Origin of the sequence: Cupriavidus lacunae (assembly GCF_003353055.1) — a bacterium.
In the GTDB taxonomy this organism is placed as follows: Bacteria; Pseudomonadota; Gammaproteobacteria; order Burkholderiales; family Burkholderiaceae; genus Cupriavidus; species Cupriavidus lacunae.
The window spans coordinates 44,396-69,098 of sequence record NZ_QKWJ01000013.1 but is presented as its reverse complement, the minus strand read 5'-3'; the positions used below and the strand labels follow the sequence as shown (position 1 = coordinate 69,098).

At 66.6% G+C, this 24,703-nt stretch carries 24 protein-coding genes and 1 pseudogene; 4 read left to right on the top strand and 21 right to left on the bottom strand.

Features of this window, described 5'->3' with window-relative positions; all coding sequences use genetic code 11:
- Nucleotides 1-22: 22 nt before the first annotated feature.
- The 5 genes from can to DN412_RS13305 all read right to left on the bottom strand — a co-directional run bounded on the left by can (nucleotide 23) and on the right by DN412_RS13305 (nucleotide 4,952).
- Nucleotides 23-694, bottom strand: coding sequence for a carbonate dehydratase (gene can, locus DN412_RS13325; RefSeq protein WP_115212072.1), 672 nt, complete (start codon nucleotides 692-694; stop codon nucleotides 23-25).
- Nucleotides 691-2,526: a bifunctional isocitrate dehydrogenase kinase/phosphatase gene (gene aceK, locus DN412_RS13320; RefSeq protein WP_115212071.1), complete on the bottom strand. Its 1,836-nt coding sequence runs from the start codon at nucleotides 2,524-2,526 to the stop codon at nucleotides 691-693. The genes can and aceK overlap by 4 nt, the downstream gene beginning before the upstream one ends.
- A gap of 110 nt (nucleotides 2,527-2,636) precedes the next feature.
- Nucleotides 2,637-3,818 (bottom strand): isovaleryl-CoA dehydrogenase, encoded by a 1,182-nt coding sequence (locus DN412_RS13315; protein ID WP_115212070.1) that lies wholly within the window; start codon nucleotides 3,816-3,818, stop codon nucleotides 2,637-2,639.
- A 64-nt stretch (nucleotides 3,819-3,882) separates the two neighbouring features.
- Nucleotides 3,883-4,359 (bottom strand): PaaI family thioesterase, encoded by a 477-nt coding sequence (locus DN412_RS13310; protein ID WP_115212069.1) that lies wholly within the window; start codon nucleotides 4,357-4,359, stop codon nucleotides 3,883-3,885.
- A gap of 128 nt (nucleotides 4,360-4,487) precedes the next feature.
- Complete coding sequence (locus tag DN412_RS13305) at nucleotides 4,488-4,952, bottom strand: MerR family transcriptional regulator (RefSeq protein WP_115212068.1); 465 nt, start codon at nucleotides 4,950-4,952, stop codon at nucleotides 4,488-4,490.
- 207 nt (nucleotides 4,953-5,159) lie between these two features.
- On the opposite strand from DN412_RS13305, the gene DN412_RS13300 reads away from it, so the two are divergent.
- Nucleotides 5,160-6,236 (top strand): MBL fold metallo-hydrolase, encoded by a 1,077-nt coding sequence (locus tag DN412_RS13300; protein ID WP_115212067.1) that lies wholly within the window; start codon nucleotides 5,160-5,162, stop codon nucleotides 6,234-6,236.
- Nucleotides 6,237-6,245: 9 nt separating this feature from the next.
- Here the strand turns inward: DN412_RS13300 and DN412_RS13295 are convergent, their stop codons facing one another.
- The 5 genes and pseudogenes from DN412_RS13295 to argS form a co-directional block, all read right to left on the bottom strand.
- Nucleotides 6,246-7,079 carry a helical backbone metal receptor gene (locus tag DN412_RS13295; RefSeq protein ID WP_115212066.1) on the bottom strand — a complete coding sequence of 278 codons (834 nt, stop codon included), beginning with the start codon at nucleotides 7,077-7,079 and terminating at the stop codon, nucleotides 6,246-6,248.
- Between the two features lie 2 nt (nucleotides 7,080-7,081).
- Nucleotides 7,082-7,888, bottom strand: a pseudogene (locus DN412_RS13290) (SDR family oxidoreductase).
- Between the two features lie 208 nt (nucleotides 7,889-8,096).
- A complete protein-coding gene (locus DN412_RS13285; RefSeq protein WP_115212065.1) occupies nucleotides 8,097-8,732 on the bottom strand; it encodes a thiol:disulfide interchange protein DsbA/DsbL in 636 nt (211 codons plus the stop codon).
- Between the two features lie 191 nt (nucleotides 8,733-8,923).
- Entirely contained in the window at nucleotides 8,924-9,658 is a 735-nt protein-coding gene (locus DN412_RS13280) for an SPOR domain-containing protein (RefSeq protein WP_115212064.1), read from the bottom strand.
- Nucleotides 9,659-9,774: 116 nt separating this feature from the next.
- Nucleotides 9,775-11,562 carry an arginine--tRNA ligase gene (gene argS, locus DN412_RS13275; protein ID WP_115212063.1) on the bottom strand — a complete coding sequence of 596 codons (1,788 nt, stop codon included), beginning with the start codon at nucleotides 11,560-11,562 and terminating at the stop codon, nucleotides 9,775-9,777.
- Between the two features lie 233 nt (nucleotides 11,563-11,795).
- Here argS and DN412_RS13270 point away from each other — a divergent pair, with 233 nt between their 5' ends.
- Nucleotides 11,796-12,116, top strand: coding sequence for a DUF1840 domain-containing protein (locus DN412_RS13270; RefSeq protein WP_115212062.1), 321 nt, complete (start codon nucleotides 11,796-11,798; stop codon nucleotides 12,114-12,116).
- Nucleotides 12,117-12,287: 171 nt separating this feature from the next.
- Here DN412_RS13270 and DN412_RS13265 read toward each other — a convergent pair whose 3' ends face one another.
- Entirely contained in the window at nucleotides 12,288-12,716 is a 429-nt protein-coding gene (locus DN412_RS13265; RefSeq protein WP_115212061.1) for a DUF883 family protein, read from the bottom strand.
- A gap of 49 nt (nucleotides 12,717-12,765) precedes the next feature.
- Nucleotides 12,766-12,933, bottom strand: a complete 168-nt coding sequence (locus DN412_RS13260) for a DUF1328 domain-containing protein (RefSeq protein WP_010812883.1) — start codon at nucleotides 12,931-12,933, stop codon at nucleotides 12,766-12,768.
- Between the two features lie 284 nt (nucleotides 12,934-13,217).
- On the opposite strand from DN412_RS13260, the gene DN412_RS13255 reads away from it, so the two are divergent.
- On the top strand, nucleotides 13,218-14,621 hold the full coding sequence (locus DN412_RS13255; RefSeq protein ID WP_115212060.1) for a sensor histidine kinase: 1,404 nt from the start codon (nucleotides 13,218-13,220) through the stop codon (nucleotides 14,619-14,621).
- Between the two features lie 43 nt (nucleotides 14,622-14,664).
- Here the strand turns inward: DN412_RS13255 and DN412_RS13250 are convergent, their stop codons facing one another.
- From DN412_RS13250 to DN412_RS13230, 5 genes are all read right to left on the bottom strand, one after another.
- Nucleotides 14,665-15,072: a response regulator gene (locus DN412_RS13250; protein ID WP_078194755.1), complete on the bottom strand. Its 408-nt coding sequence runs from the start codon at nucleotides 15,070-15,072 to the stop codon at nucleotides 14,665-14,667.
- An 80-nt stretch (nucleotides 15,073-15,152) separates the two neighbouring features.
- The gene (locus tag DN412_RS13245) at nucleotides 15,153-15,785 is read right to left on the bottom strand and encodes a response regulator (RefSeq protein ID WP_115212059.1); all 633 of its coding nucleotides are present in this window, start codon (nucleotides 15,783-15,785) and stop codon (nucleotides 15,153-15,155) included.
- Between the two features lie 328 nt (nucleotides 15,786-16,113).
- Nucleotides 16,114-16,503 carry a hypothetical protein gene (locus DN412_RS13240; RefSeq protein WP_115212058.1) on the bottom strand — a complete coding sequence of 130 codons (390 nt, stop codon included), beginning with the start codon at nucleotides 16,501-16,503 and terminating at the stop codon, nucleotides 16,114-16,116.
- 263 nt (nucleotides 16,504-16,766) lie between these two features.
- Nucleotides 16,767-19,514 carry a methionine synthase gene (metH, locus tag DN412_RS13235; protein ID WP_115212057.1) on the bottom strand — a complete coding sequence of 916 codons (2,748 nt, stop codon included), beginning with the start codon at nucleotides 19,512-19,514 and terminating at the stop codon, nucleotides 16,767-16,769.
- A 17-nt stretch (nucleotides 19,515-19,531) separates the two neighbouring features.
- A complete protein-coding gene (locus DN412_RS13230) occupies nucleotides 19,532-20,593 on the bottom strand; it encodes a homocysteine S-methyltransferase family protein (RefSeq protein WP_115212056.1) in 1,062 nt (353 codons plus the stop codon).
- 228 nt (nucleotides 20,594-20,821) lie between these two features.
- On the opposite strand from DN412_RS13230, the gene DN412_RS13225 reads away from it, so the two are divergent.
- Nucleotides 20,822-21,214 (top strand): rhodanese-like domain-containing protein, encoded by a 393-nt coding sequence (locus DN412_RS13225; RefSeq protein ID WP_115212055.1) that lies wholly within the window; start codon nucleotides 20,822-20,824, stop codon nucleotides 21,212-21,214.
- Between the two features lie 75 nt (nucleotides 21,215-21,289).
- Here DN412_RS13225 and DN412_RS13220 read toward each other — a convergent pair whose 3' ends face one another.
- The 4 genes from DN412_RS13220 to DN412_RS13205 all read right to left on the bottom strand — a co-directional run bounded on the left by DN412_RS13220 (nucleotide 21,290) and on the right by DN412_RS13205 (nucleotide 24,582).
- The gene (locus DN412_RS13220) at nucleotides 21,290-21,547 is read right to left on the bottom strand and encodes a BTH_I0359 family protein (protein WP_078194751.1); all 258 of its coding nucleotides are present in this window, start codon (nucleotides 21,545-21,547) and stop codon (nucleotides 21,290-21,292) included.
- A gap of 226 nt (nucleotides 21,548-21,773) precedes the next feature.
- The gene (locus DN412_RS13215) at nucleotides 21,774-22,616 is read right to left on the bottom strand and encodes an alpha/beta fold hydrolase (protein ID WP_115212054.1); all 843 of its coding nucleotides are present in this window, start codon (nucleotides 22,614-22,616) and stop codon (nucleotides 21,774-21,776) included.
- Between the two features lie 51 nt (nucleotides 22,617-22,667).
- Nucleotides 22,668-23,789, bottom strand: coding sequence for a DUF3108 domain-containing protein (locus DN412_RS13210; protein WP_244222649.1), 1,122 nt, complete (start codon nucleotides 23,787-23,789; stop codon nucleotides 22,668-22,670).
- Nucleotides 23,749-24,582, bottom strand: a complete 834-nt coding sequence (locus DN412_RS13205; RefSeq protein ID WP_078194749.1) for an IclR family transcriptional regulator — start codon at nucleotides 24,580-24,582, stop codon at nucleotides 23,749-23,751. The genes DN412_RS13210 and DN412_RS13205 overlap by 41 nt, the downstream gene beginning before the upstream one ends.
- Nucleotides 24,583-24,703: the final 121 nt, after the last annotated feature.

The following is a 24,703-nucleotide window of genomic DNA, read 5'->3' as shown; positions in this document are numbered from 1 at the left end:
GCGGTGTTCGGTGCTGCGCCGGTCAGCGGATCGACGCTTGCGGCGGGTCGCCGTACTGGCGGTAGGCCGCGGCCAGCTGTTCATGCAGCTCGTTGTTGTTGCTGGCGGCCATGCCCAGGTCGCGCAGCAGGCCGTCGGACACGCCGTAGACCCAGCCATGCACGGTCACGGCCTGGCCGCGGTCCCAGGCGTCCTGGATCACGGTGGTCTGGCAGACGTTGTTAACTTGCTCGATCACGTTGAGCTCGCACAGCCGGGTATGGGCGTCGTCCTCGCGCAGCAGCGTGCCCAGATAAGCCTCATGCTTGTCGGCCACGTCGCGCACATGGCGCAGCCAGTTGTCGGCCAGGCCGATGCGCTCGCGCTTGAGCGCGACCTTGACGCCGCCGCAGCCGTAGTGGCCCACCACGGTGATATGGCGCACCTTGAGCACCTCCACCGCGAACTGGATCACCGACAGCGCGTTCAGGTCGCTGTGCGCGATCACGTTGGCGATATTGCGATGGACGAACACCTCGCCGGGGGCCAGGCCCAGGATCTGGTTGGCCGGCACGCGCGAATCGGAGCAGCCGATCCACAGGTACTCGGGCGCCTGCTGGTTGGCCAGGCGCATGAAGAAGGTCGGGTCTTCGGCATTGACGCGGTCGACCCACTCGCGGTTGTTGCGGAACAGCTGGGCGATGGCGTCAGTCATGCGACCCTCCTTTCAGGACCAGGCTTGGAAACAGCAGTGGGCTCGGCGCCGTGTTCGCCGTAGCGGTGAATGAATCGCTGTGAACTGTGATAGGCAAAGAAGTCATGGACGTGTCCGGCCAGTAGCCGGTCCTTGTGACTCTGCCACATGGCAGGGTCGAAAAAATCCGCATGGTGGCGCAGGAACGCCGCGCGCACGCGCGGATCGCCCAGCAGGAAGGTGCGGTAGGTTTCGGGAAAGATGTCGTGCGGACGCACCGTGTACCAGACCTCGCCCGACATCTCCTCTTCCTCGTTGCGAGGCTGCGGCACGTGGCGGATGTTGCAGTCGGTCAGGTATTCGATCTCGTCGTAGTCGTAGAACACCACGCGCCCGTGGCGCGTGACGCCGAAGTTCTTGTACAGCATGTCGCCCGGGAAGATGTTCGCGGCAATCAGTTCCTTGACGGTGTTGCCGTATTCCATCACGCCATGCTCGACCTGCGCGTCGGAGCCCTCCGTCAGGTAGATGTTCAGCGGCGTCATGCGGCGCTCGATATAGACATGGCGCACCACGATCTCTTCGCCGCCTTGCTTGCCGCGCTGGTATTCGATCATCGACGGCGCGTGCTGCTCGAACTCGCGCACCAGCGCATCGTCGAAGCGCGACAGCGGGAAGGCCACGTCGGAATATTCCAGCGTATCGGCCATGCGACCCACGCGGTCGTGCTGCTTGACCAGCTGGTACTTGGACTTGACCAGCTCGCGGGTGGTTTCCTTGGGCGCCGGGAAAAAATCTCGGATGACCTTGAACACGTACGGGTACGACGGCAGCGTGAACACCAGCATCACCAGCCCGCGGATGCCGGGCGCGACAATGAACTTGTCCGACGAATGCTGCAGGTGGTGCAGGAAATCGCGGTAGAACAGGTTCTTGCCCTGCTTCTGCAAACCCAGCGAGGTATAGATCTCCGCGCGCGGCTTGCGCGGCATGATGTCGCGCAGGAAGGTGACGTAGGCCGACGGGATCTCCATGTCGACCATGAAGTAGGAGTGCGTGAACGAGAACAGGATCAGCAGCTGTTCCTTCTCCAGCAGCACCGTGTCCAGCGTCAGCTTGCCACCGGGGCCATGCAGGATCGGGATCGCCAGCGGGAAGGTGCGGTCGCCGTTCAGGATGCGGCCGATGATATAGGCCGACTTGTTGCGGAAGAACAGCGACGACAGCGTATGGACCTGGAAATTCGGCGCGATGCGCAGGTCGCCGAAATGCTCGCTGACCGCGCGCACCACGTAGCCGATATCGCGCTGCAGGTCTTCGAACGGGCGCTCCAGCTGGAAGTTGTGCACGACGCGCTCGAAGCACGCGGCCATGCCCTCGCGGCTGCCCGGGTAGTAGGCGCGGAAGGTCGGGCGCGTGGGCGATTCCTCGTTCTCGATGTATTCGGTCGAGATCGCCGGGCGCACGAAGATGAAATCGTTGTTGAAGTACGAACGGTGCAGGATGCGCGTGCAGACCGAGTTGAAGAAGGTCTCGGCCAGCTCGGGCTGGTGGTGGTTGGTCAGGAGGCCGATGTAGTGCAGCTTGATCTGCTGCCAGATCTCGTCCTCGATATTCTTGGCGTCGTACTCGTCTTCCAGGATCACGCTGGATTCGCGCACGCGCTCGTTGTAGAACGCAATGCGGTCGCGCTGGATCTGCTGCAGCCCGTGCCAGTCGCCGGCCTCGAACTTCAGCTTGGCCTGGTGGCTGACCTCGCGGAACAGGCGGTAGTGCTTGTCGAACCCGTCGAGCATCGTTCTCGCCACATCGAAGGCAATCTGCGAGGAGAGCAGTTTGGGGAAGTGGGACATGGGTCGACGGGAGCCGGGAGCAGTACAACGAGTGGTCTTGCGACGGGTACTGAGATTGTAATGGGGTTCGGGCGGGGGCTCCGGGTGATTTCGGCGCCCCCGCGGTGCCGTTACATGGTTTCCGCGAACAGCTCGCGGCCGATCAGCATGCGGCGGATCTCCGAGGTGCCGGCGCCGATCTCGTACAGCTTGGCGTCGCGCCACAGGCGGCCGGCCGGGTATTCGTTGATATAGCCGTTGCCGCCCAGGATCTGCACGGTCTCGCCCGCCATCCAGGTGGCCTTCTCTGCGGTGTACAGGATCACCGCGGCGCAGTCCTTGCGCACCTGGCGCACGTGGTCGGTGCCGAGCGCGTCCAGGTTCTTGCCGACCGTGTACAGGTAACTGCGCGCCGCCTGCAGCGTGGTGTACATGTCGGCCACCTTGCCCTGGATCAGCTGGAATTCGCCGATGCTCTGGCCGAACTGCTTGCGGTCGTGGATATACGGGGTGACCACATCCATGCACGCCTGCATGATGCCGACCGGGCCGCCCGACAGCACCGCGCGCTCATAGTCCAGCCCGCTCATCAGCACCCTGGCGCCGCCGTTCTCGGCCCCCAGGATGTTCTCCACCGGCACTTCCACGTCCTGGAACACCAGCTCGCCGGTGTGCGAGCCGCGCATGCCCAGCTTGTCCAGCTTCTGCGCCACCGAGAAGCCCTTCATGCCCTTTTCGACGATAAAGGCGGTCATGCCGCGCGCGCCCAGGTCCGGCTCGGTCTTGGCGTAGACCACCAGCACGTCGCAGTCCGGGCCGTTGGTGATCCACATCTTGGTGCCGTTGAGCACGTAGCGGTCGCCCTTGAATTCAGCGCGCAGCTTCATGCTGACCACGTCGGAGCCGGCATTGGGCTCGCTCATCGCCAGCGCGCCGATCCATTCTCCCGAGACCAGCTTGGGCAGGTATTTGGCCTTCTGCGCGGCGGTGCCGTTGCGGTGGATCTGGTTCACGCACAGGTTGGAGTGGGCGCCATAGGACAGGCCCACCGACGCCGAAGCGCGGCTGATTTCCTCCATCGCGATCATATGCGCGAGGTAGCCCATGTTGGCGCCGCCGTATTCCTCGGCCACGGTGATGCCCAGCACGCCCAGGTCGCCCATCTTCTTCCAGGCGTCCATCGGGAACTGGTCGGTGCGGTCGATCTCGGCGGCGCGCGGGGCCAGTTCGGCCTGGGCCCAGTCGCGCACGGCGCTGCGCAGCATCTCAATGTCTTCGCCCAGATCGAATCTCAGGCCTGGCAGTTCGGTCATGATGGTCTCCTGTAGGAATCGGTGTGTGTGTCGGGTTTTCCGGATGGTTGCCGGATCAATCGGTTCAGACGTGGCCCAGAGTCTTGACCACGCACAGCGTCATCAGCATCGTGGCCACCTGCTTGCGGCGGCCGTCCTGCTCGACATAGACATCGCCCTGCGCCACGATCAGCGTGCGCCCGGGCTTGAGGACCCGCCCCACCGCCACCAGGCGTTCGCCCTGGGCGGGGGACAGCAGGTTGATCTTGTACTCGGCGGTCAGACCCGCCTCATCCTCGCCCACCAGCGTCAGCGCGGCATAGCCGCAGGCGCTGTCGGCCAGCGCGCCCACCACGCCGCCGTGGAAGAAGCCGTGCTGCTGGGTCACGCCCTCGGACCACGGCATCGCCAGTTCAACCTCACCGCGGTCCCCCCGCTGCAGGGTGGCGCCAAAGGTGGTCATCAGCCCCTGGCGCGAAAAACTGGTGGCGATGGCGTCGGCGCGCGCGGCGGACAATGATTCCGGTTCTGCGGGTACGGCACTGGCGTTGGATGGGGTCATGGCAGGGTTCCGGATGAAGAGCTTGGATTGCCGGGCAGCGCACAAGCCTGGCGCGATGTCCGGCTATTCTATTTACGTTTACGTAAACGTCAATCCCGAGCGGCACGGATGCCAGCGGAAGTGGCGCTTCAGGCGGCGGTGGCCCGGGCCGGCGCATCGCCGCCTTCCGAGTCCGCTGGCTGCTTGCCGGTCTGCGCCGCCAGCAAGGCCTTGCACTGGCGCTCATGCTGGTCGATCTCGGCCAGTTGCGCCTGCAGGTCCTCCATTTGCCGTTCCAGCGCGCTCCGGTGCGCGGCCAGCGAGTGCAGGAAGCGCTCCAGTTGCGGGGCGGTGTCGCGCGGCGACTCATAGAGGTCAAGAATTTCGCGGATCTCATTGAGAGTGAGCCCCAACCTCTTGCCGCGCAGCGTCAGCTTCAGGCGGGTCCGCTCGCGGCCGTTGTAGACGCGCTTGCGCCCGCCCGGCCCTTCGCGTTCCGGCGCCAGCAGGCCCTGGTCCTCATAGAAGCGGATGGCCCGCGGCGTGACGTCGAATTCACGCGCGAGGTCGGTGATGGTGTAAGTGGCGGAAGCCGCCGCTGGCGTCGCTGACATAGCCTGCCCAAAGAAAGTGAACGGTCGTTCGTTGTGAAGTCAAGTTTTCGCTTAAGATGGAAACGAGCCGTATGATTGACGTTTACGTTAGCGTCAACCAGGACGGCTGGCAACCGGTGCTTTCACGCCCCTGCTCATGCAGACCGGCGTGGCGGCAGAACGAGAAAGCCCGCGCCCTGGCGCCAGGCTTCGACCACGAGACTCCTCATGAACGCACTCGAACACCAGCTCCAATACCCGTTCGGCGACACCATGCCCGAGCCCGGCTCCAAGCAGGAAGTCGCCCCCGGCGTCTATTGGCTGCGCATGCCGCTGCCGTTCGCGCTCGACCATATCAACCTGTGGCTGCTGCGCGACCGCCTTGACGGCCGCGACGGCTGGACCATCATCGATTGCGGCATCACCAACGACATCATCAAGGGCCATTGGGAAACCATCTTCGCCAATGAGCTGGAAGGCCTGCCGGTGGTGCGCGTGCTGGTCACGCACAGCCATCCCGACCACGTCGGCCTGGCGCACTGGCTGTGCAAGCGCTTCGGCGTGCGGCTGTGGATGAGCCTGGGCGACTACATGAGCGCGCGCGTGATGGGCAGCGGCACCGGTGCCGGCTCCAGCGCTGGCGGCGACGCCGCCGCCGCGCACTTCGCGCTGCACGGCCTGACCGATGCCGACAGCCAGGAAAAGCTGCGCGCGCGCAAGACCTACTACCCCTCGCTGGTGCCGGACCTGCCGGCGCAGTACCGCCGCATGATGGAGGGCGACACGGTGCGGATCGGCACCGATGCGGCCACCTCGGCCTGGCGCGTGATCACCGGCTTCGGCCATTCGCCCGAGCACGTGGCGCTGTATAACGAAGCCACCAATGTGCTGATCTCCGGCGACATGGTGCTGCCGCGGATCTCGACCAATGTCAGCGTGTTCGACATGGAGCCCGAGGGCAATTCGCTGCAGCTCTACCTGGATTCGCTCGGCAAGTATGAGCCGCTGCCGCAGGACGTGCTGATCCTGCCTTCGCACGGCCGCCCCTTCCGCAACCTGCATACCCGCATCATGCAGCTGCGCGAGCACCATGCCGACCGCCTAGCCGAAACGGTCGACGCCTGCCGCGAGAAGGCCTGCAGCGCGCACGACATTGTCAGCGTGATCTTCAAGCGCCAGTTCGACATCCATCAGATGACCTTCGCCATGGGCGAGTCGCTGGCCCACCTGCACTGCCTGTGGCACCGCGGCGAGCTAGTGCGGGAAACCGGCGACGACGGCGTGGTCCGCTTCCGCGCGGCCTGATCCGGTTGGCTAGTTGGCGGCCGCCAGCGCCGCCAGGTAGCGCACGCCGTCGATGGCGCGGCTGCCGTACCAGGACAGCATCTCGCCATCGACCAGCAGCACCGGCTTGCCGAGCTGGCGCTCGAGCGCGTCGGCGTGGTCCTCGGTGAAGCGGTAGGGCTCGGTCGACAGCAGCACCAGGTCGAGCTCGCGCACCAGCGCATCGCTCCAGCGGAAGGTGGGATAGCGCTCGCCGGCCGCGTTCGGGCGGCTGCAATCACCGTCGACGCAGGCCTGCAACGCAGCGCTGCCGTCCGGCCAGGTCTGCCAGTTGGCCAGCGCCAGCATGCGGCTGATATAGGTGTCGCGCGACACCGTCATCCACGGGTCCTGCCAGATCGCATACAGCACGCGGCGCACCGGCCAGGGCCGCACGCGGATCGCGTCCAGCTGCACCTGCAGCGCGGTGCACAGCGCCTCGGCCTCGGCATGGCAGCCGAAGATGCCGCCCAGCAGCTGGTACAGCCCGAGGTTGTCTTCCGGCGCGCACGGATGGGTGACGATCACATTGGGCACGAAGGCACGGATCTCATCCACGGTCTCGCGCCGGTTCTCGTCGATATTGACCACAATGTGCGTGGGCGCGAGTTCGCGCAGCCGCGCCACGTTCACGTCCTTGGTGCCGCCCACCTTGGGCAGCGCGCGCACGGCCGGTTCCGGGTGGATGCAGAAGCCGGTGCGCGCCACCATCTGCCGGGCCAGCCCGAGCGCGAACAGCAACTCCGTCACCGACGGCACCAGCGATGCGATCCGCACCACGCCGGTGGCGGCGGCGTGCTGCTGGCCGATGGCGTCGCGCCACATGTTCAGTCCCCCTGCGGCGGATCGACGCGCCGCGGCTTGCGCGGCGCGCCCGCGGCCAGCGCGTCGTAGAGCCAGCGCGGCATGACGTGCAGCAGCGCCGCCACCACGCCCATCGGCCACGGAATCACGCGGAAACGCCGGCCGGCCGCGATCACGCGCACGGCTTTGCGCGCGAACACGTCGGCATCGGTCAGGAACGGCATGCGGTACGGGTTGCGGGCGGTCATTGGCGTGCGGATATAGCCGGGCGCGATCGTGACCACGCGGATGCCGTACCCCCGCTGCTCCAGCCGCAGGCTTTCCAGCAGCTTGATCACCGCCGACTTGGACGCGCTGTAGGCGCCCGCGCCCGGCAGGCCGCGCACGCCGGCGACGCTGGCAAGGCCGACCAGCGTGCCGCGGCGCCCGAAGTGGCCGGGCTCGCGCGCCTGCATCGCGTGCATGAAGGGCTGGAAGGTGGTCAGCACGCCGAACCAGTTGGTATCCATCACCTAGCGGAAGGCGTCGAGGTCCTCGCGCTCGCTGGCAACGGTGCCGACCGAGACCCCGGCATTGGCGATCACCACGTCCGGGCAGCCGAAATGGCCAAGGAAGTCCTCCGCGGCGCGCGCCATGGCGTCGGCGTCGCGCACATCGGCGCCGTAGACGCGCACCGCGCCCGGGTTGGGCAGCGTGGCGACGAACTCGCGCAGCGCGTCCTCGCGGCGCGCCACCAGCCCGAGGATGGCGCCCTGCGCCGCGTACTCGCGCGCGAGGGCCTGGCCCAGTCCGCTGGAGGCGCCGGTGAGGAAGACTTTGAGGGGACGCATCGTCGGGGTGAGGGGAGAGTGTTCAGATACCCTGACAATACCACTGGAAGGCTCCCTCTCCCGCGTGCGGGAGAGGGTTGGGGAGAGGGCCGGAATGTCCACGAAGTACAGCCCGGTGGTATGCCTGCGCCTGCCCTCTCCCCCTGCCCCTCTCCCGCAAGCGGGAGAGGGGAGAAAACCGGCGGCCGTGCAAAGCCGCCGGCATCCATTACATCTTCTTGGCCTTCACCTGCTCAACCAGGTAATCCATGGTCTGGATCGCGCCCTGCTTGTTGCCGGCAACCGACGGCGAGGTCACGTACTTGCCCTGCACCACCACGGTCGGCACGCCGTCGATCTTGTAGGCGTCGGCGATCTTGTTGGCACGCTGCGAGTTGGTGGTCACCGTGAACGAGTTGTAGGCATCCAGGAAGGCCTTGCGGTCCACGCCGTTCTTGGCCATGAAGTCGGCGATCTCGTTGGGGTCCGTCATGCGCTTGCGGTCCACGTGGATGGCGTTGAAGACCTTGGTGTGCATGGCGTCGAGCTTGCCGATGGCTTCCAGCGCATAGAAGATCTTGGTGTGCGGCAGCAGGTCTTCACGGAACGCGACCGGCACGCGCTTGAACACGATGTTAGTACCCTCCTTCTTGACCCAGGCTTCCAGCTCCGGCTCGAAATCGAAGCAGTGCGGGCAGCCGTACCAGAAGAATTCGGTCACCTCGATCTTGCCCGCGGCGACCGGCTGGGGCGCCTTCAGCACCTGGTATTCCTTGCCCTCGGCGGGCGCCGCCTGGGACGGGGCGGACATCAGCAGGCCGCCCACGGCGGCGAACATGGCGAACAGTGCGGCGAGTTTTTTCATCTTGGTGCGGCCTTGCGGTTTGGACGATGAGCGTATGACAGCGGCGGCGGCGTCCGGTTCAGCGGAACGCCGGCCGCGTCTGGTGACAACGTGTTGCGGCGGTGTTGCGGCGGTTACCGGGTATTAAGCGACGCGGCAATCCGCCGCGCCCGCCCGGGATAACCGGATAACGCCCGACCCTGCGGTCCGGCTTACTGCTTGGTAAAGCGGATCACCGAGGACTCGAAGCCCGACGACTGCAGCCGGTCGCGCGCCTTGTTCATGTCGTCGATGCGGTTGTACGGCCCCAGGCGCACCCGGTACATCTTGACGCCGTTCACGTCACGCTCGGTGATCTTGGCCTCGAAGCCCTGCATCGCCAGGTTGGCCTTCTGGCGGTCGGCGTCGTCCGACGAGCGGAACGCCCCCACCTGCAGCAGGTAGCCCACCTTGTGGGCGTCGGCCTGGGCGATCTCGGCGATCGGGTCGACCACCGGCTTTTCGGCCGGCTTCTCGGCCGGCTTGCTGGCGACAGGCTTGTCAGCCGGCTTCTCCACGGGCTTTTCCACAGGCTTCTCGGCCGGCTTCTCGGCCGGACGGGCCACCGCCACCGGGGGCTGGGGCTGGCCGTTCTGCTTCGGTTCCGGCTCCGGCGGCTGGCCCACCGGCTTGGCCGGGGTCTTGCTCCACAGCGGCTTGTTGGGGTCGCTCGGGCCCTCCTCGGCGCGCTGGGCCGGCGGCGGCAGCTGGCTGGCGACGTTGCCCGGCTCGCTCGGGCGCGGGGCGTTCTTCTGATGGAACGGGGTCGGCGACTTGGTGATGTACAGGGCGACCACCACGGCGATGGCCAGCCCGACGATCAGCCCTAGCACCAGGCCCAGGAACGTACCGCCGCGTTGCTGGTTGCGGCGGACCTTGCGCGACTCGCGCTTGCGTTGCTGTTGCATGAAGTCCTCTTCGGTGATGCCGGGATTATAGGGCCAGTGCCGCCAACGGCCGCACTGGCATCGTCCCCGGGGCCGGATGGCCCCGTGCGTCCCGCGCGGGGACACCGCACGCCTGCTTACATGCGGCGCGGGGCGGACACGCCGATCACCGCCAGGCCGTTGCACAGCACCTGGCGCGTGGCGGCCAGCAACGCCAGCCGGGCGCGCTTGACGGCCTCGTCGTCGACCAGCACGCGGTCGGCGTTGTAGAAGGCGTGGAAGTCGCCGGCCAGGTCGCGCAGGTAGAAGGCCACCGCGTGCGGGGCCAGTTCGGTCGCGGCGGCAGACAGCATGTCCGGGAACTCGGCCAGGCGCTGTCCCAGCGCCTGCGCCTGGGCGCTGGCTTCGGGGCCGGTCACGGCGGACAGGTCGGCGCCGGCCAGTTCGGCCAGGCGCGCTTCCCAGTCCGCGCCGCCCCACGACTCGAAGATCGAGCAGATGCGGGCATGGGCGTACTGCACGTAATACACCGGGTTCTCGTCGTTCTGCTTGAGCGCCAGGTCGACGTCGAACACAAACTCGGTATCGGCCTTGCGCGACAGCAGGAAGAAGCGCACCGCGTCGCGGCCGCGGGTGAAGTGCCCGGGCCAGTCGGCCACGCCGGCGTCCAGGCAGCCGCGGATGGTCTCATCGCCGCCATTGGACCATTCGATCAGGTCGCGCACGGTGACATAGGAGCCGGCGCGCTTGGAGATCTTGACCTCCTCGCCGTTCTTCATCACGGTGACCATCTTGTGCAGCACGTAGTCGGGGTAGCCCTGCGGGATGCCCATGTCCAGGCCCTGCAGGCCGGCGCGCACGCGGGCGATGGTGCCGTGGTGGTCGCTGCCCTGCACGTTGATGACCTTGGTGAAGCCGCGCTCCCACTTGGTGGTGTGGTAGGCCACGTCCGGCACGAAGTACGTATAGGTGCCGTCGCTCTTCTTCATCACGCGGTCCTTGTCGTCGCCGTCGTCGGTGGTGCGCAGCCACAGCGCGCCCTCGCTCTCGTAGGTCTTGCCCTTGCCGATCAGCGACTGCACCGCGGCTTCGACGCGGCCGTCGCTGTACAGCGACGATTCCAGATAGTAGCGGTCGAACTTGACACCGAAGGCCTGCAGGTCGATGTCCTGCTCGTTGCGCAGGTAGGTGACGGCAAACTTGCGGATCGAGTCGATGTCCTCGACATTGCCCGACGCGGTCACGGGCTCGCCGTCCGAGGCGCTGACGGTCTTGCCGGCCAGGAAGTCGGCGGCGATGTCGGCGATGTAGTCGCCGTTGTAGGCGGCCTCGGGCCAGCTGGCGTCGCCCGGCTTCAGGCCGCGCGCGCGCGCCTGTACCGACAGCGCCAGGGTCTGGATCTGCACGCCGGCGTCGTTGTAGTAGAACTCGCGGTGCACGTGCCAGCCTTGCCACGACAGCAGGTTGGCCAGCGCATCGCCCAGCGCCGCCTGGCGGCCGTGGCCGACGTGCAGCGGGCCGGTCGGGTTGGCCGAGACGAACTCCACCAGCACCTGGCCATGCACGCCGCGCTCGCGCGCGCCGTAGTGGTCGCCCTCGGCCAGCACCGCGCGCAGCACGTCGGCCTTGGCGGCCGGGGTCAGGCGCAGGTTGATGAAGCCGGGGCCGGCGATCTCCATGGCCTGGACCAGGCCCTGCGCACGGGCGTCGGTCTGCACGGCATCGACGATGCGCTGGGCCAGCTCGCGCGGATTGCTCTTGAGCGCACGCGCGACCTGCATGGCGACATTGCAGGCAAGGTCGCCGTGGGCGGCCACCTTGGGCCGCTCGAAGGTGACGGCGGGCAGGGTGGCATCGGCCGGGGCGAGCGCGCGCACCGCATCAGTGAACGCGGCGGCAAGATTGGAGGTCTGAACAGGCAGCATGGATGTCGGAAGCCCTGTGGGCAAGGAGTTCAGGCGCAGCCCATGGGGCAGCGCCGGCGCCCGGAATACGGCAAGTGACGGCAAATCAACGCCGCGCCGCGTGACAGGCATGGGAATCGGGAACGCCGAATTTTATCAGGTGCTATGCTGACATCATGCGCGAGGATGGCTGCGGACCACAATCCGGGCCACAAATCCTGGCCAGACCGGCCGTCCGTGAAAGGAAAAACATCATGCTGATCACCTTCAAATCCCACGCTGCGCAGGACCTGATCATGATGAGGGATCTGGCTGTGACGCTGCTGGGCATCATCGGCAAGCGTCTCGGGGAACGAGGGGTGATCACGGTCGAAGAACTGCCGCACGCGATCCACAAGCTGGAAGCGGCCGTCGCCGATGCGCGCCGCGCCCCTCCCGCCGACACCGCTGTCGAAACAAAGCCCGCCGACGAGGAAGAAGAGGAACCGCTGCACCTGGGCCAGCGCGCCTACCCGTTCCTGGACATGCTGCGTGCCTCGCAGCGCGAAGGTGCCAACATCCTCTGGGGTGTCTGACCCGCACTGACGCCACCTTTCCTATGCGTGCCGCGCCAAAAAAACGCCCGGCACCGCAGTAGGCTGCCGGGCTTCCGGACGAGGATTCCGGAAAGGGGGAAATGCCTGCGGAACCCGCCCGGCATGCCAGGCGGATCCCAGTAACGTCTTAACGTCTTTTAGCCAGGCGGGCTACTCCTCCTCTGAGCGGCTCCGGCCATTGGCCAGCAGCAGCCCGATCAGCGCACCCACGGCCGCGGCGAGCGCCACCGCCTTCAGCGGCGACTCCGCCACACGGTGCTGGGCGTGCTCTACCGCACCATCCATGCGCTCGCGGGCGCGCATCATGCTATCGGTGGTCTGGGCGCGCAGGCGCTGCGCCATCTCGCCGGCGCGATCGCGCAGGCGCTGGCCCGCTTGCAGGCTCTCGGCGGAGCCCTCGCGTGCCAGCACCTGGATGGTGTGCTCGAGCTGGGCTATCAGTGCCTTGACCTCGCTGGATACCGGCGCTGCCGCAGCGCGCGTGTCGCGCGCGGCATGCCTGATATGACGGATGGCACTGTCTGCACTGTCGGACAGGTGGTTCAGTTCCTTCCGGACTTTCGGGTTCTGCGTCAGCATACGGTCTCCTCAGGTTCGGTCGGTGCGGGGCAATGCCGGCTTGCGCCGGCTATCGTCCCCTGCGCACCAGGCCCATGACCGCGGCGACCAGCGCCACGACCAGGAAGATAAAGAACAGGATCTTGGCGATTTCCACGGCGCCGGCGGCAATGCCACCGAAGCCAAAGATCGCGGCGATCAGGGCGATGACGAAAAATACGAGTGCATATTGCAGCATGGCAAGGCTCCCGAAGACTTCGGACCAGGCCAGGCGCACTGGCGGGGCCCATGTGAGGGCTTGCGCCGAAGGGTGCAAGCTCATAGCCTCATCGTAGAAAGCCAGGCCGCGCACCAATACTGACAGCGAGCCGATTCCGCTGTCAGCCGAGTCCTACAAACGCCCGGACAACGCCCCACGCGGGCGCCGTTTCCAGGTTGACCCATGGCGATCGATGTGATTCCATGGGCGCTCCCTGGCGCTGCGGCGGGCGAGCGGCGCGCCTTCACTACAGGAATTGCCCCATGTTCAAGCAGTCCTTTCTTCCCCACACACTGCTGCTGGCGGGCGGCATCTTGCTGACGCTGGCGGTGCTGATGGCGTCGGAAACCGGCAATATCCGCCTGCGTGAAAGCTATACCGATGTGATCCGCTCGCAGCGCCTGCAGACCGAGCTGGCCGCGCTCAACGGCGAGCTGGTCAACGCCGAGGCCGGCCAGCGCGGCTTCCTGCTGACCGGCAAGGAAAACTACCTGGAGCCGTACTACAAGGCACTGCCCCGCATCGCCGAACTGATGGCGCAGATCCGCGCGGGCTATGCCAATGACCCCGAGGGCCTGAAGCAGTTCGGCGACACCTCCAAGCTGGTCAACAGCAAGCTCAACGAGATGGCGCTGACGCTGGTCTATGGCAAGCGCGACCTGGAAGTGGCGCTGGACCTGATCCGCACCGACTACGGCAAGGAGACCATGGACAACGCGCGCCGCGGGCTGGACCAGCTGCAGGCGCGCGAGGCCGGCGCGGTCTCGCACCGGCTGGAGGGCGCCGACAACGATGTGCAGCTGTCGCGTTATGGCATCGCCCTGCTCACCGCCATCAACATCATCCTGATGATGGCGGTGGGATTCGGCCATGCCAAGCGCCTGTCGATGGCCGAGGCGGTGCGCACCCAGCTGGAAGAGGAAGGCGTGCGGCTGGATCGCAAGGTGCGCGCGCGCACGCGCCAGCTGTCGGCGCTGGCGGCCCACCTGCAGCGCGTGACCGAGGACGAAAAGACACGCCTGGCGCGCGAGCTGCACGATGAACTGGGCGCCATCCTCACCGCGATCAAGCTGGACCTGCACTGGGTGCGCCGCAAGGTGCAGGAAGACCATCCGGTGGCGGCCGAGCGCCTGACACGCGTGATGCTGCACGTGGACCAGGGCATCCAGATCAAACGCCGGCTGATCGAAGACCTGCGCCCCACCGTGCTGCTGAACCTGGGCCTGCGCGCGGCGGTCTGCCAGCTGGTCGAGGAAGTGGGCGCGCGCAATGACTGGGAGACCGAAGTCAGCGTGCCGGAAGACCTGCCGCCGCTGCGCGACGAGGCCGCGATCGCGCTGTACCGGATCGTGCAGGAATCGCTGACCAATGCCAGCAAATACTCTGAAGCCAAGCACATCGATGTCAGCCTGGCCTGCCAGGACAACCTGCTGACGCTGACCGTGCGCGACAACGGCAAGGGCCTGCCGCCCGACTTTGACGCAGGCAGCACCGCCGGCCACCACGGGCTGCTGGGCATGGAGCAGCGCGTCACCGCGCTGGGCGGCAGCATGCGGATCGATTCGTCGGCGCAGGCGGGCGTGCGCATCCGCATCGAGGTGCCGCTGACGGACGCGGTGCTGGCGCCGGCAGAGGCGCCGGAAAACCAGGAGCCGGCGCGCGCCTGACGCGCACCGGCGGGCAGGGAATCGTGTGGGCGTGCCGGCCGGCTCAGGGCGCCGGCGCCGCGTGCTCCTCGATCACGCGGAACACCTGCTCGAGCTCGAGCGACTTGTCGAAGAAGTAGTCCGCCCCGGCCTCGGTGCACTGGTTGCGGTATATGCTGACCTGGGCGTGGTTGGTGTAGACGATGCGCACGGCGCCGGTATTGTTGCGTTGCATCGCGCGCAGCACATTGATGCCGTTGCCCTGGCGCAGCTGGATGTCAACGATCACCACATCGTACTTGCCGGCGGCGAGCAGCCGCAGGGCCATGGCTTCGGTGTCGGCCCAGTCCACGTTCTCGATGAACGGGAAATCCTTCAGGTATTCGAGCAACATGCCTCGCAGGACCGCCGAGTCTTCAATCAGCAGTATGCTCAGCGCCCGGTAGGAAGTGTTCGAAGCCTGCTCCGACATATTCAGTATTGCTGGTTCTCGTCCGGTGCGGGCCAACGTGGTCCGTTATGCAGTTCGCCATGCAGTCAGTTTGCGGCCCCTTATTCGACCAGGCCGTTCTTGATCGCGTAGTAGGTCAGGTCAGCGTTGGTCTTCATGCCCATTTTCTCCAGGATCCGGGATCGATAGGTACTGACGGTCTTGACGCTGAGAAACAGTTCGTCGGCAATCACCGACACCGACTGCCCGCGCGACAGTTTGCAGAAGATCTGGAATTCGCGTTCGGACAGCATCTGGTGCACCGGCTGCTCGGTCGCCTTGTCGAGGCCGCCAATCAGCAGGTCGGCCACGGTGGCGCTCACGTAGCGGCGGCCCTGGGCCACCGTACGGATCGCCTTGACCAGGTCGTCTGGGGCGCTTTCCTTGGTCAGGTAGCCCGAGGCGCCGGCACGGATCAGGTTGATCGCGTACTGGTCTTCCGGGTAGGTGGACAGGATCAGGACCGGCAACTCGGGCTTGCGCTGGCGAATCAGCTTGAGCACATCGATGCCGTTGCGGTCGGGCATGGAGATGTCCAGCACCAGCACGTCGAACTCGGCATCGCGCAGCTTCGCCATGACCTGGTCGCCGCTGCCGGCCTCGCCCGTCACCTGGATATCGGGCTCTTCGGCAATGAACTGGCGCAGCCCGGCACGCACAATCTCGTGGTCGTCGGCGATCAGGACACGGATCATGTAGCGCTCCACGGGGTTGAACGACCCGGCACATCTGCCCGGTGCACGTCGGGTGCAGGCGGAACCGCTTGCGATGATGTCATTGTAGTGCCGCACGCGCGTGCAGGATGTCGGTGTCAGGCTGACAATGCGAGGCGGCGGCAGCGCACCCGGCGGCGCGGATTGTCCGCGCTCCAATGCAAAGCGGGACGGATAAGATCCGTCCCGCTTTGCTGCGGCGCGTCAGGCCCGTGAACATCCCTGGAGGGGGCCCGGCGCGGCCGGCACCGGTTGAGGCTAGTACTGCAAGAGACTATTGGCGCTTACTGCGGTGCGCTGACTGGCGGGGTTACTGCGCCTTGGCGCCAGCTTCTGCACCAGCGCTGACACCCACGTCGCCCTTCGCCTTCTTGGCCGACTTGGCCGCGTGCTTGCCATGCTTGGCCGCGCTGCCTGCGTCTGCCTTGGCGGCGTCGGCGGTGTCAGCGGCGGTGCCGACACCCTTGTCGATGGCCGAGCCGGCGGTGGACAGGCCCTTGTCGGCCGCGCCTGCGGCACCCGTCGCGGCGCTGCCGGCGGTATTCAGGCCACCGTGCGCCGCAGCGGCTGGCGAGGGCGTAGTCACCGATGCACCGACATCGGCCTTCGTGCCAACCGAGACGCCGGTGCCTTGGGCCATGGCCAGCGAGGAAGCGGCGGCGATCGACAGGACGGACAGGGAGAGCAGCAGTTTCTTCATGGACAGACTCCTTTCAGGATGCCCCACGGCGAAACATTCGCCGCGGTGATCACGCCGGTGATTGCGTGTATCGAGCCCCCAGTCTAGGGAGCCGGACCGCGCCGGTCTGTGAGCAGTTGAAAGGCTCTGTAAGGAGTTGTGAGGCGCCTGACACGTCGCCCTGGCCCCGCCACACAGGGCGCCAGCGGTGCTTTTCCCTGCTGCATCAACGGGCTGGAGACGGGGCGATGGCATCGCCCCGGCCGCCGTTGCGTCGCACCCGGTTACAGGTTGGGCGCGAGCGCGCGCGCCAGCGTCGCGCGGTCTTCATGGCGGCGCGCCGCCATGTCGTCGAGCTGGTCCTGGCCGATCTTGCCGATGCTGAAGTAGGTCGACGCGGGATGCGCCAGGTAGAAGCCGCTCACCGACGCGGCCGGCGTCATCGCCAGCGACTCGGTGATGCCCATGCCGATCTCGGCCGCGTCGAGGAATTCGAACATCGGGCCCTTGACGGTGTGCTCCGGGCAGGCCGGGTAGCCGGGCGCCGGGCGGATGCCGCGGTACGACTCGGCGATCAGCTGCTCATTGCTGAGTTGCTCGGCGGCATCGTAGCCCCACAGATCCTTGCGCACGCGTTCGTGCAGGCATTCGGCAAAGCCTTCGGCGAAGCGGTCGGCGAGCGCCTTGAGCATGATCGCGCTGTAGTCGTCATGGTCGGCTTCGAACTGGGCCTCCTTCTTCTCCACGCCCAGGCCCGCGGTGACCGCAAACAGGCCGATGTAGTCGGCAATGCCGCTGTCCCTGGGCGCGACAAAGTCAGCCAGGCAGCGATTGGGGCGGCGCACGCCGTCCACCACCGGACGCTCGCTCTGCTGGCGCAGGTTGTGCCAGGTCAGCGCGACCTTGCTGCGGGTCTCGTCGGTGTAGACCTCGATGTCGTCGTCGTTCACCGTGTTGGCCGGCAGCAGCGCCATCACCCCGTTGGCGGTCAGCCAGCGGCCCTGGATCAGGCGCGACAGCATGGCCTTGCCGTCCGAGAACACGCGCCGCGCGGATTCGCCGACGATCTCGTCGTTGAGGATGTCGGGGAATTTGCCGGCCAGGTCCCAGGTCTGGAAGAACGGGCCCCAGTCGATGTAGTTGGCCAGCTCCGCCAGGTCGTAGTTGCGGAATACGCGCCGGCCGATGAACTTGGGCTTCGGCGGCACGTAGGTGCTCCAGTCGATCGGGGTCTTGTTGGCGCGCGCCTGCGCCAGCGTCACCATCGGCGTGGCCTTCTTGTTGGCGTGCTGGGTGCGGATGCGGTCGTAATCGGACTTCAGATCGTCGAGGTACTTTGCCGCGCCGTCGTCGGACAGCAGGCTCGAGGCCACGCTCACCGAGCGCGAGGCGTCCGGCACGTAGACCACCGGGCCCTCGTAGTTGGGCGCAATCTTGACGGCGGTGTGCACGCGCGAGGTGGTGGCGCCGCCGATCAGCAGCGGGATCTTCTTCACGCGGAAGTAGTCGTCGCGCTGCATTTCCGAAGCGACATACGCCATCTCTTCGAGCGACGGCGTGATCAGGCCCGACAGGCCGACGATATCCGCGCCCTCGACCTTGGCGCGGGCCAGGATCTCGTTGCACGGGACCATCACGCCCATGTTGACCACTTCAAAGTTATTGCACTGGAGCACCACCGACACAATGTTCTTGCCGATATCGTGCACGTCGCCCTTCACCGTGGCGATGACGATCTTGCCGCGCGCCTTGACATCGCCGCCGGCCTCGGCCAGCAGGCGCTTCTCTTCCTCGATGTAGGGCAGCAGGTGGGCCACGGCCTGCTTCATCACGCGCGCGCTCTTGACCACCTGCGGCAGGAACATCTTGCCGGCGCCGAACAGGTCGCCGACGATGTTCATGCCGTCCATCAGCGGGCCCTCGATCACCTCGATCGGACGGCCGCCGCGCGCCTCGACCTGCTGGCGAACCTCTTCGGTGTCTTCGACGATAAAGGTGGTGATGCCATGCACCAGCGCGTGCGCCAGGCGATCGCCCACCGGCACCGGCTGCTCGGGCGTGCCGCGCCAGGCGAGGTTTTCTTCCCGCTTCGCGCCGCCGCCCTTGAAACGGTCGGCGATCTCCAGCAGGCGGTCGGTGGAATCCTCGCGGCGGTTCAGCACCACGTCTTCCACGCGCTCGCGCAGTTCGGGGTCGAGCTGGTCATACACGCCGAGCTGGCCGGCGTTGACGATGCCCATGTCCATGCCCGCGCCGATGGCGTGGTACAGGAACACGGTGTGGATCGCCTCGCGCACCACGTCGTTGCCGCGGAACGAGAACGACACGTTGGACACGCCGCCGCTGACCTTGGCATACGGCAGGTTCTGTTTGATCCAGCGCGTGGCGTCGATGAAGTCGACCGCGTAGTTGTTGTGCTCTTCGATGCCGGTCGCGACCGCGAAGATGTTCGGGTCAAAGATAATGTCTTCGGGCGGGAAGCCCACTTCATTGACCAGGATGTCGTAGCTGCGCTTGCAGATCTCGGTCTTGCGCGCGAAGGTGTCGGCCTGGCCCTTCTCGTCGAAGGCCATCACCACGCTTGCCGCGCCATAGCGGCGGATCAGCTCGGCGTGGTGGCGGAACTGCTCCTCGCCTTCCTTGAGCGAGATCGAGTTCACCACGGGCTTGCCCTGCACGCACTGCAGGCCGGCCTCGATCACTTCCCACTTGGACGAGTCCAGCATGATCGGCACGCGCGCGATGTCGGGCTCGGAGGCGATCAGGTTCAGGAAGCGAACCATGGCGGCCTTCGAGTCCAGCATGGCCTCGTCCATGTTGATGTCGATGATCTGCGCGCCGTTCTCGACCTGCTGGCGGGCCACCGCCAGCGCCTCGTCGAACTGGCCGTTCAGGATCATGCGCGCGAAGGCCTTGGAGCCGGTCACGTTGGTGCGCTCGCCGACGTTGACGAACAGCGTGTCGTCGTCGATGGTGAAGGGCTCGAGGCCGGACAGGCGCATCGGGCGCGGGGGCAGTTTGTTGTCGCTCATGGTCTTTGGCTCCGGGCTCAGGCGGCGTCGCGATACTGGCCCGGCCAGGTGCGGGGGGTCTTGTTGGCCACGCGCTGGGCGATCGCGGCAATATGCTCGGGCGTGGTGCCGCAGCAGCCGCCCACCAGGTTCACCAGCCCGGAAGCCGCAAATTCTTCCACCAGCGAGGAGGTGACTTCGGGCGTTTCGTCGAAGCCCGTGTCGCTCATCGGGTTGGGCAAACCCGCGTTCGGGTAGCACGACACCGCGGCGTCGCAGATCTTGGCCAGCTCGGCGATATACGGGCGCATCAGCGTCGCGCCGAGCGCGCAGTTCAGGCCGAAGGTGACCGGCCGGGCGTGGCGCAGGCTGTTCCAGAACGCCTCAACGGTCTGGCCCGAGAGGATCCGGCCCGAGGCATCGGTCACGGTGCCGGAGATCATCACCGGCACGCGTTCGCCGGTGTCCTCGAACAGCTGGTCGATGGCGAACAGCGCCGCCTTGGCGTTGAGCGTGTCGAAGATGGTCTCGACCAGGAACACGTCGGCACCGCCCTCCAGCAAGGCCTTGCCCTGTTCGTAGTACGACGCGCGCAGCTCTTCGAAAGTCACGTTGCGCGCGCCCGGATCGTTCACGTCGGGCGAGATGCTGGCGGTCTTGGGCGTCGGGCCGAAGGCGCCGGCGACAAAGCGCGGCTTGTCGGGCGTGCTGTACTTGTCGCAGGCGGCGCGCGCCAGGCGCGCGGCCTCGACGTTCATCTCGTACGCCAGGTCGGCCATCTTGTAGTCTTCCTGCGCCACGCGGGTGGCGCCGAAGGTGTTGGTCTCGATCAGGTCGGCGCCGGCGGCCAGGTATTGCTCGTGGATCTCGCTGATGACCTGCGGGCGCGTCAGCAGCAGCAGTTCGTTGTTGCCCTTGACGTCCACCTTGTGTTCCGTGAAGCGCTCGCCGCGGTAGTCCGCCTCGGACAGCTTGTAGCGCTGGATCATGGTGCCCATGGCGCCATCCAGGATCAGGATGCGTTCTTGCAGCAGCCGGGGCAACTCGGCAGCCCGGGTGTAGGAGCGCGGCACGGCCGCGGTGGATTTAGGGGCACTCATGGCGGGGAACTCTGGAAAGGCGGGGCCGGCGGAGCTTCGACGGTAGGCCGCGGTGGCCGATGGCGGCCAAAGAAGTGCGATTTTATCAGGTGTATCAAGGCCTTGCGGTCGCCTTCGGTTGCCTGGCGGACGGTCTGGCGCCTACACTGAGAGACGTAACCATCACCAACGGCGTCACCGACAGCGCCATTGATAACAAGCGCCCTGACGCCCTGCTTATACCCGACCATGGAACACCTCGCCCCTGCCGCCGCCCAGGACCTGCTGGCGCAATCGCCCGAAACCCTCTTCATCGACTGCCGCAGCGAGATGGAGTACCTGTTCGTCGGCCATCCCAAGGGGGCGCACAACGTGCCCTGGAACGACGGCCCGGACTGGGAGGTCAACCCGCATTTCGTGCAGATGGTGAAGAAACTGGCCGGGCAGGCGTCGGCGCGGCCGGTGCTGCTGATCTGCCGCAGCGGCAACCGCTCGTCGGCGGCGGCACGGGCGCTGGAAGGCGCGGGATTTACCAATGTCCAGTTTGTGCTGCACGGCTTCGAGGGCGACCTCGATGCGCAGCGCCACCGCAATACGCTCAATGGCTGGCGCCATGACGGACTGCCGTGGGAACAGTATTGAGCACGGCCCCCAGCGTCGCCGGCAACCAGCAAAAACGCCCGCCGAAGCGGGCGTGATCGTTCCAGGCAAAGCCGCTCAGTGCATCACCAGCGAGTGCGTCATCACATTGTCGAACTTGCCGAGAAAGTCGTCGACTTCCTCCACGGATGGCTCGCTTTCAATCAGGCGTTTGACGTCGGCGCGGAAGCTCTCGGCCAGGTGGCCGCCGAGAAAGATTTCGCGCTTCAGGTTCTTGTCGACGATTTCATAGCCACCGAACTCAAGCGGCGCCTGATCGACATCCGCACCGAATTCCACGATGCAGTAGTTGTCGCTGTTGTAGATCATTTGCATGGCACACCTCCTGGGCGTCATGGATGGGCGGCTTGCCCTTGTTGATTCTTGCCTCAGTTGATGCCTTGAGGGGGCGCCGCGGCTTTACCTCCAAACTTGGGGTGACCGGCAGGAAATCAAGTTATTGGTGCTGGTCACCACCTTGCCACGATTTTCTGCCTTACATAAGTTGGGCATCGGCCAATGCAACAAGTTTCTTGAGCCTAGAACATCAGTGTGTTGCTTGTCACGGAACGTCGCACTGGCCCCCGCATGCGGCGCTCCCGAGAAAGGCGTCCAGTGCGGCGTGGAAGCGTTCGGGCTGCTCCACGTGCACCAGGTGCGCCGCTTGCGGCACTACTTCGAGCCTGGCGCCGTGGATGGCCGCGGCAATGCTCTGTGCCATCGCCACCGTTGCCCCCTGGTCCTGCTCGCCCGCTATGACCAGCGTAGGACAATGAATGCGGGAAAGCGCGCCGGCGAGGTCAAAAGCCATGATTGCCTCGGCCACCCCCACGTATCCCCGTACCGGCGTGGCGATCAGCATGTTGCGAATGCGCGACACTTCGTCGCGGTGCGCCTCATGGAAGACCGGGGTCAGCCAGCGCCCGAGGGTCGCATCGGCCATGCCGGCCATGCCGTGGGCTTCGGCCTGGCCGATGCGGTTGTGCCACATCGGGTGCGCTTCCATTGGCGTCTGGCTGTTGGTGGCCACCAGCGCCAGCGACAACAGCCGTTCGGGATGGCGCAGCCCCATGGTCTGCCCGATCATGCCGCCTACCGAAATACCGCAGAAATGCGCCTGCGGGATCTGCAGCGCGTCCATCACCGCGACCACGTCGTCGGCCAGCCGCGTCATGGTGTAGGGCCCGAGCGGCGCGTCGCTGGCGCCGTGGCCGCGCAGGTCCGGGCGCACCACGCGGTAGCGGCCGGCCAGGTGCTGCGCGGTGGCGTCCCACAAGGTATGGTCGGCGGCCAGGGCATGGGTCAGGATCACCCAGGGCCCGTCCGCCCCGTCCACGCGCACGTACAGGTCGGCGCCATCGGCGTGGATGCGCCGGGTTTCGGTGGGTGGCGTGGCAACGGTCATGGCTGGGCTCCTTTCGGTTAAGCATGCATTGGTCTTGCGCACCCGGCGACACTACTGTCCTTCCTTGCCGCGGTACACCAGCTCGATCTGGGTGCCGTCGGGCTCGGTCTGGCGCAGGCGCACCGGCATCCAGCCCAGTGACTGCGCCAGCCAGATCTCGACGCGGCGCCGGTCGTTGGCGCGGCGCGGCAGCCGCACAAAGTGCTTTGCACGCACCACGCCCTGGCCGGTGTCGATCTCGTCCTCTCCAACATACTGCACTTGCATGGGTTCCACATCTCGCGTGTCGGCCACCTGGAATGTTTCCGTCACACCGGGGGTGGCATATCGCTGCGGGTTGCCGCGCGCCAGCCCCACCAGCTGCAGGAACACGCTGAACCTGTCCTGCGCCCCGGGCGGGAACGGCGCCTGCGTGCCAGAGGCAAAGACCACGGTGCCGGCCGCGCCGTCAAAGCGCGACGCCTCCGACTTGTTGCGGCGGCGTTCTTCATAGCGTTCCGGCAACAGGCCCTGTTCTGTCATCGCCCCGCTGCTCTGGAAGGCAAAGCGGAACCACAGCACGCGGGTCTCGACGGCCAGCCGGTAGTGGCCGCCGTCCTGCTCCCAGCGGATCAGGCCATCGGGGTTCTGCACCCCGTTGACGTAGCTGGCGTAATGCATGGTTGCCGACGGGGGCGCGTTGTAGCGCACACCGTCGACCCCGCCCTGCGGTCCACCTGAGGGTGCGGGAGGCGCGGGGGTAGGCGCAGGAGCGGCAGGCCTGGCGGCGCTGCCTTCGCCGCCGGTGCCGGAGGCCATCTCGGCCGGGCCTTGCGGGCTGGTCGCGAGCGGGGGGGCGGGCGCAGGGGCGGGCGCCTCATGCGGTTCGGGCTGGGGAGCCGGCGCGGCCGGCCTGGGCTGCGGACGCGGCCGGGGTACGGGCCGCGGCGTGGGCGGGGCAGGCGGCGCGGGCGGCGGCAGCAGCACCGCTTCCAGCGTGGGCGTGCTGCTGACATCGACCGGGATCAGCGGTCCCGGCATGCGCACGAAGCCCACCACGGCCAGCACGTGGACCAGCAGCACCAGGGCAATGACGAAGATCCAGCGCCGCCGGCGCCAGACGCGGGGATTCGCGCCGGGCCGGGCGTGCGAACTAGGATTGGCCGGTTTGTCCGGCCGGGGTGGCTGCGCCAAGGTAGCCGAGTTCCGATGAGAGCTGTTGGGCGATGTCGCGGATGCGACGATCCATCGTACCGCCCCATTCTGCATCGAATATGCTTTGCGCGCCCAGTACGATAAGTCCCATGGCGAGGTGACCGTTGGCGTTGAACACCGGCATCGAGAACGCATTGATGCCCGGCAGCACGCCGCCCAGCGTGCGCGCGGCGCCATGCGCGCGTACCTCGGCGCAGATGGCGTCGTACTCGGCCAGCGTGCGCGGCATGTCGGGCACGCCGTCATTGCCGCGCGCGCCCAGTTCGCGCGCGATCAGCGGCAGCGTCTGCTTGCGCGGCAGGTAGGCGCCGTAGAGCCGGCCGGTGGCGGAGTTCAGCATCGGCATCACATCCCCCAGGCGCAGGCTGACCGTGACGGGGTGGCTGGACTCCTCCCAGTGCACCACGGTGGGACCGTGGTTGCCCCACACCGCAATGCCGGCGGTCAGGTCCAGTTCGTCACGCAGCTGCGACAGGATCGGGCGCGCCTTCTTGACCGGATCGAGCCGGTTCAGCCCGGCCAGCCCCAGCTGCAGCGCGAACGGCCCCAGGTCATAGCGCCCGCTGACGGGGTCCTGCGCCACCGCGCCCAGCCGCATGAAGCTGACCAGGTAGCGGTGGGCCTTGGCCGGGTTCATGTCGGCGGCGGCGGCCAGGTCGCGCAGCATCATCGCGCGCGGCGATGCCGCCAGCGCCTGCAGCAGCCTGAAGCCCACCTCGATGGACTGGATGCCGGAACGCAGCTTGGCGTCTTCTTCTTCGATCTCTGACATGCGGCGATGGATGGCGATTCCCGGAGGGGTGAGCGAGTAGGCGAATTTACTATAGCGAAATCGATTTACCAAAACTGATCCATGCCAGGGGCGTCATGGTCGACTGAGTACGCACAGGACT

Bases quoted from the DNA above. Each gene is read 5' to 3' on its own strand.
- DN412_RS13205 (WP_078194749.1), bottom strand. From the start codon at position 24,582: ATGTCAGAGATCGAAGAAGAAGACGCCAAGCTGCGTTCCGGCATCCAG.
- DN412_RS13230 (WP_115212056.1), bottom strand. From the start codon at position 20,593: ATGAGTGCCCCTAAATCCACCGCGGCCGTGCCGCGCTCCTACACCCGG.
- DN412_RS13300 (WP_115212067.1), top strand. From the start codon at position 5,160: ATGAACGCACTCGAACACCAGCTCCAATACCCGTTCGGCGACACCATG.
- metH (WP_115212057.1), bottom strand. From the start codon at position 19,514: ATGAGCGACAACAAACTGCCCCCGCGCCCGATGCGCCTGTCCGGCCTC.
- DN412_RS13305 (WP_115212068.1), bottom strand. From the start codon at position 4,952: ATGTCAGCGACGCCAGCGGCGGCTTCCGCCACTTACACCATCACCGAC.
- DN412_RS13295 (WP_115212066.1), bottom strand. From the start codon at position 7,079: ATGTGGCGCGACGCCATCGGCCAGCAGCACGCCGCCGCCACCGGCGTG.
- DN412_RS13250 (WP_078194755.1), bottom strand. From the start codon at position 15,072: ATGTCGGAGCAGGCTTCGAACACTTCCTACCGGGCGCTGAGCATACTG.
- DN412_RS13270 (WP_115212062.1), top strand. From the start codon at position 11,796: ATGCTGATCACCTTCAAATCCCACGCTGCGCAGGACCTGATCATGATG.
- DN412_RS13245 (WP_115212059.1), bottom strand. From the start codon at position 15,785: ATGATCCGTGTCCTGATCGCCGACGACCACGAGATTGTGCGTGCCGGG.
- DN412_RS13310 (WP_115212069.1), bottom strand. From the start codon at position 4,359: ATGACCCCATCCAACGCCAGTGCCGTACCCGCAGAACCGGAATCATTG.
- DN412_RS13255 (WP_115212060.1), top strand. From the start codon at position 13,218: ATGTTCAAGCAGTCCTTTCTTCCCCACACACTGCTGCTGGCGGGCGGC.
- DN412_RS13240 (WP_115212058.1), bottom strand. From the start codon at position 16,503: ATGAAGAAACTGCTGCTCTCCCTGTCCGTCCTGTCGATCGCCGCCGCT.
- argS (WP_115212063.1), bottom strand. From the start codon at position 11,562: ATGCTGCCTGTTCAGACCTCCAATCTTGCCGCCGCGTTCACTGATGCG.
- DN412_RS13220 (WP_078194751.1), bottom strand. From the start codon at position 21,547: ATGCAAATGATCTACAACAGCGACAACTACTGCATCGTGGAATTCGGT.
- DN412_RS13225 (WP_115212055.1), top strand. From the start codon at position 20,822: ATGGAACACCTCGCCCCTGCCGCCGCCCAGGACCTGCTGGCGCAATCG.
- DN412_RS13215 (WP_115212054.1), bottom strand. From the start codon at position 22,616: ATGACCGTTGCCACGCCACCCACCGAAACCCGGCGCATCCACGCCGAT.
- DN412_RS13260 (WP_010812883.1), bottom strand. From the start codon at position 12,933: ATGCTGCAATATGCACTCGTATTTTTCGTCATCGCCCTGATCGCCGCG.
- DN412_RS13315 (WP_115212070.1), bottom strand. From the start codon at position 3,818: ATGACCGAACTGCCAGGCCTGAGATTCGATCTGGGCGAAGACATTGAG.
- aceK (WP_115212071.1), bottom strand. From the start codon at position 2,526: ATGTCCCACTTCCCCAAACTGCTCTCCTCGCAGATTGCCTTCGATGTG.
- can (WP_115212072.1), bottom strand. From the start codon at position 694: ATGACTGACGCCATCGCCCAGCTGTTCCGCAACAACCGCGAGTGGGTC.
- DN412_RS13265 (WP_115212061.1), bottom strand. From the start codon at position 12,716: ATGCTGACGCAGAACCCGAAAGTCCGGAAGGAACTGAACCACCTGTCC.
- DN412_RS13280 (WP_115212064.1), bottom strand. From the start codon at position 9,658: ATGCAACAGCAACGCAAGCGCGAGTCGCGCAAGGTCCGCCGCAACCAG.
- DN412_RS13285 (WP_115212065.1), bottom strand. From the start codon at position 8,732: ATGAAAAAACTCGCCGCACTGTTCGCCATGTTCGCCGCCGTGGGCGGC.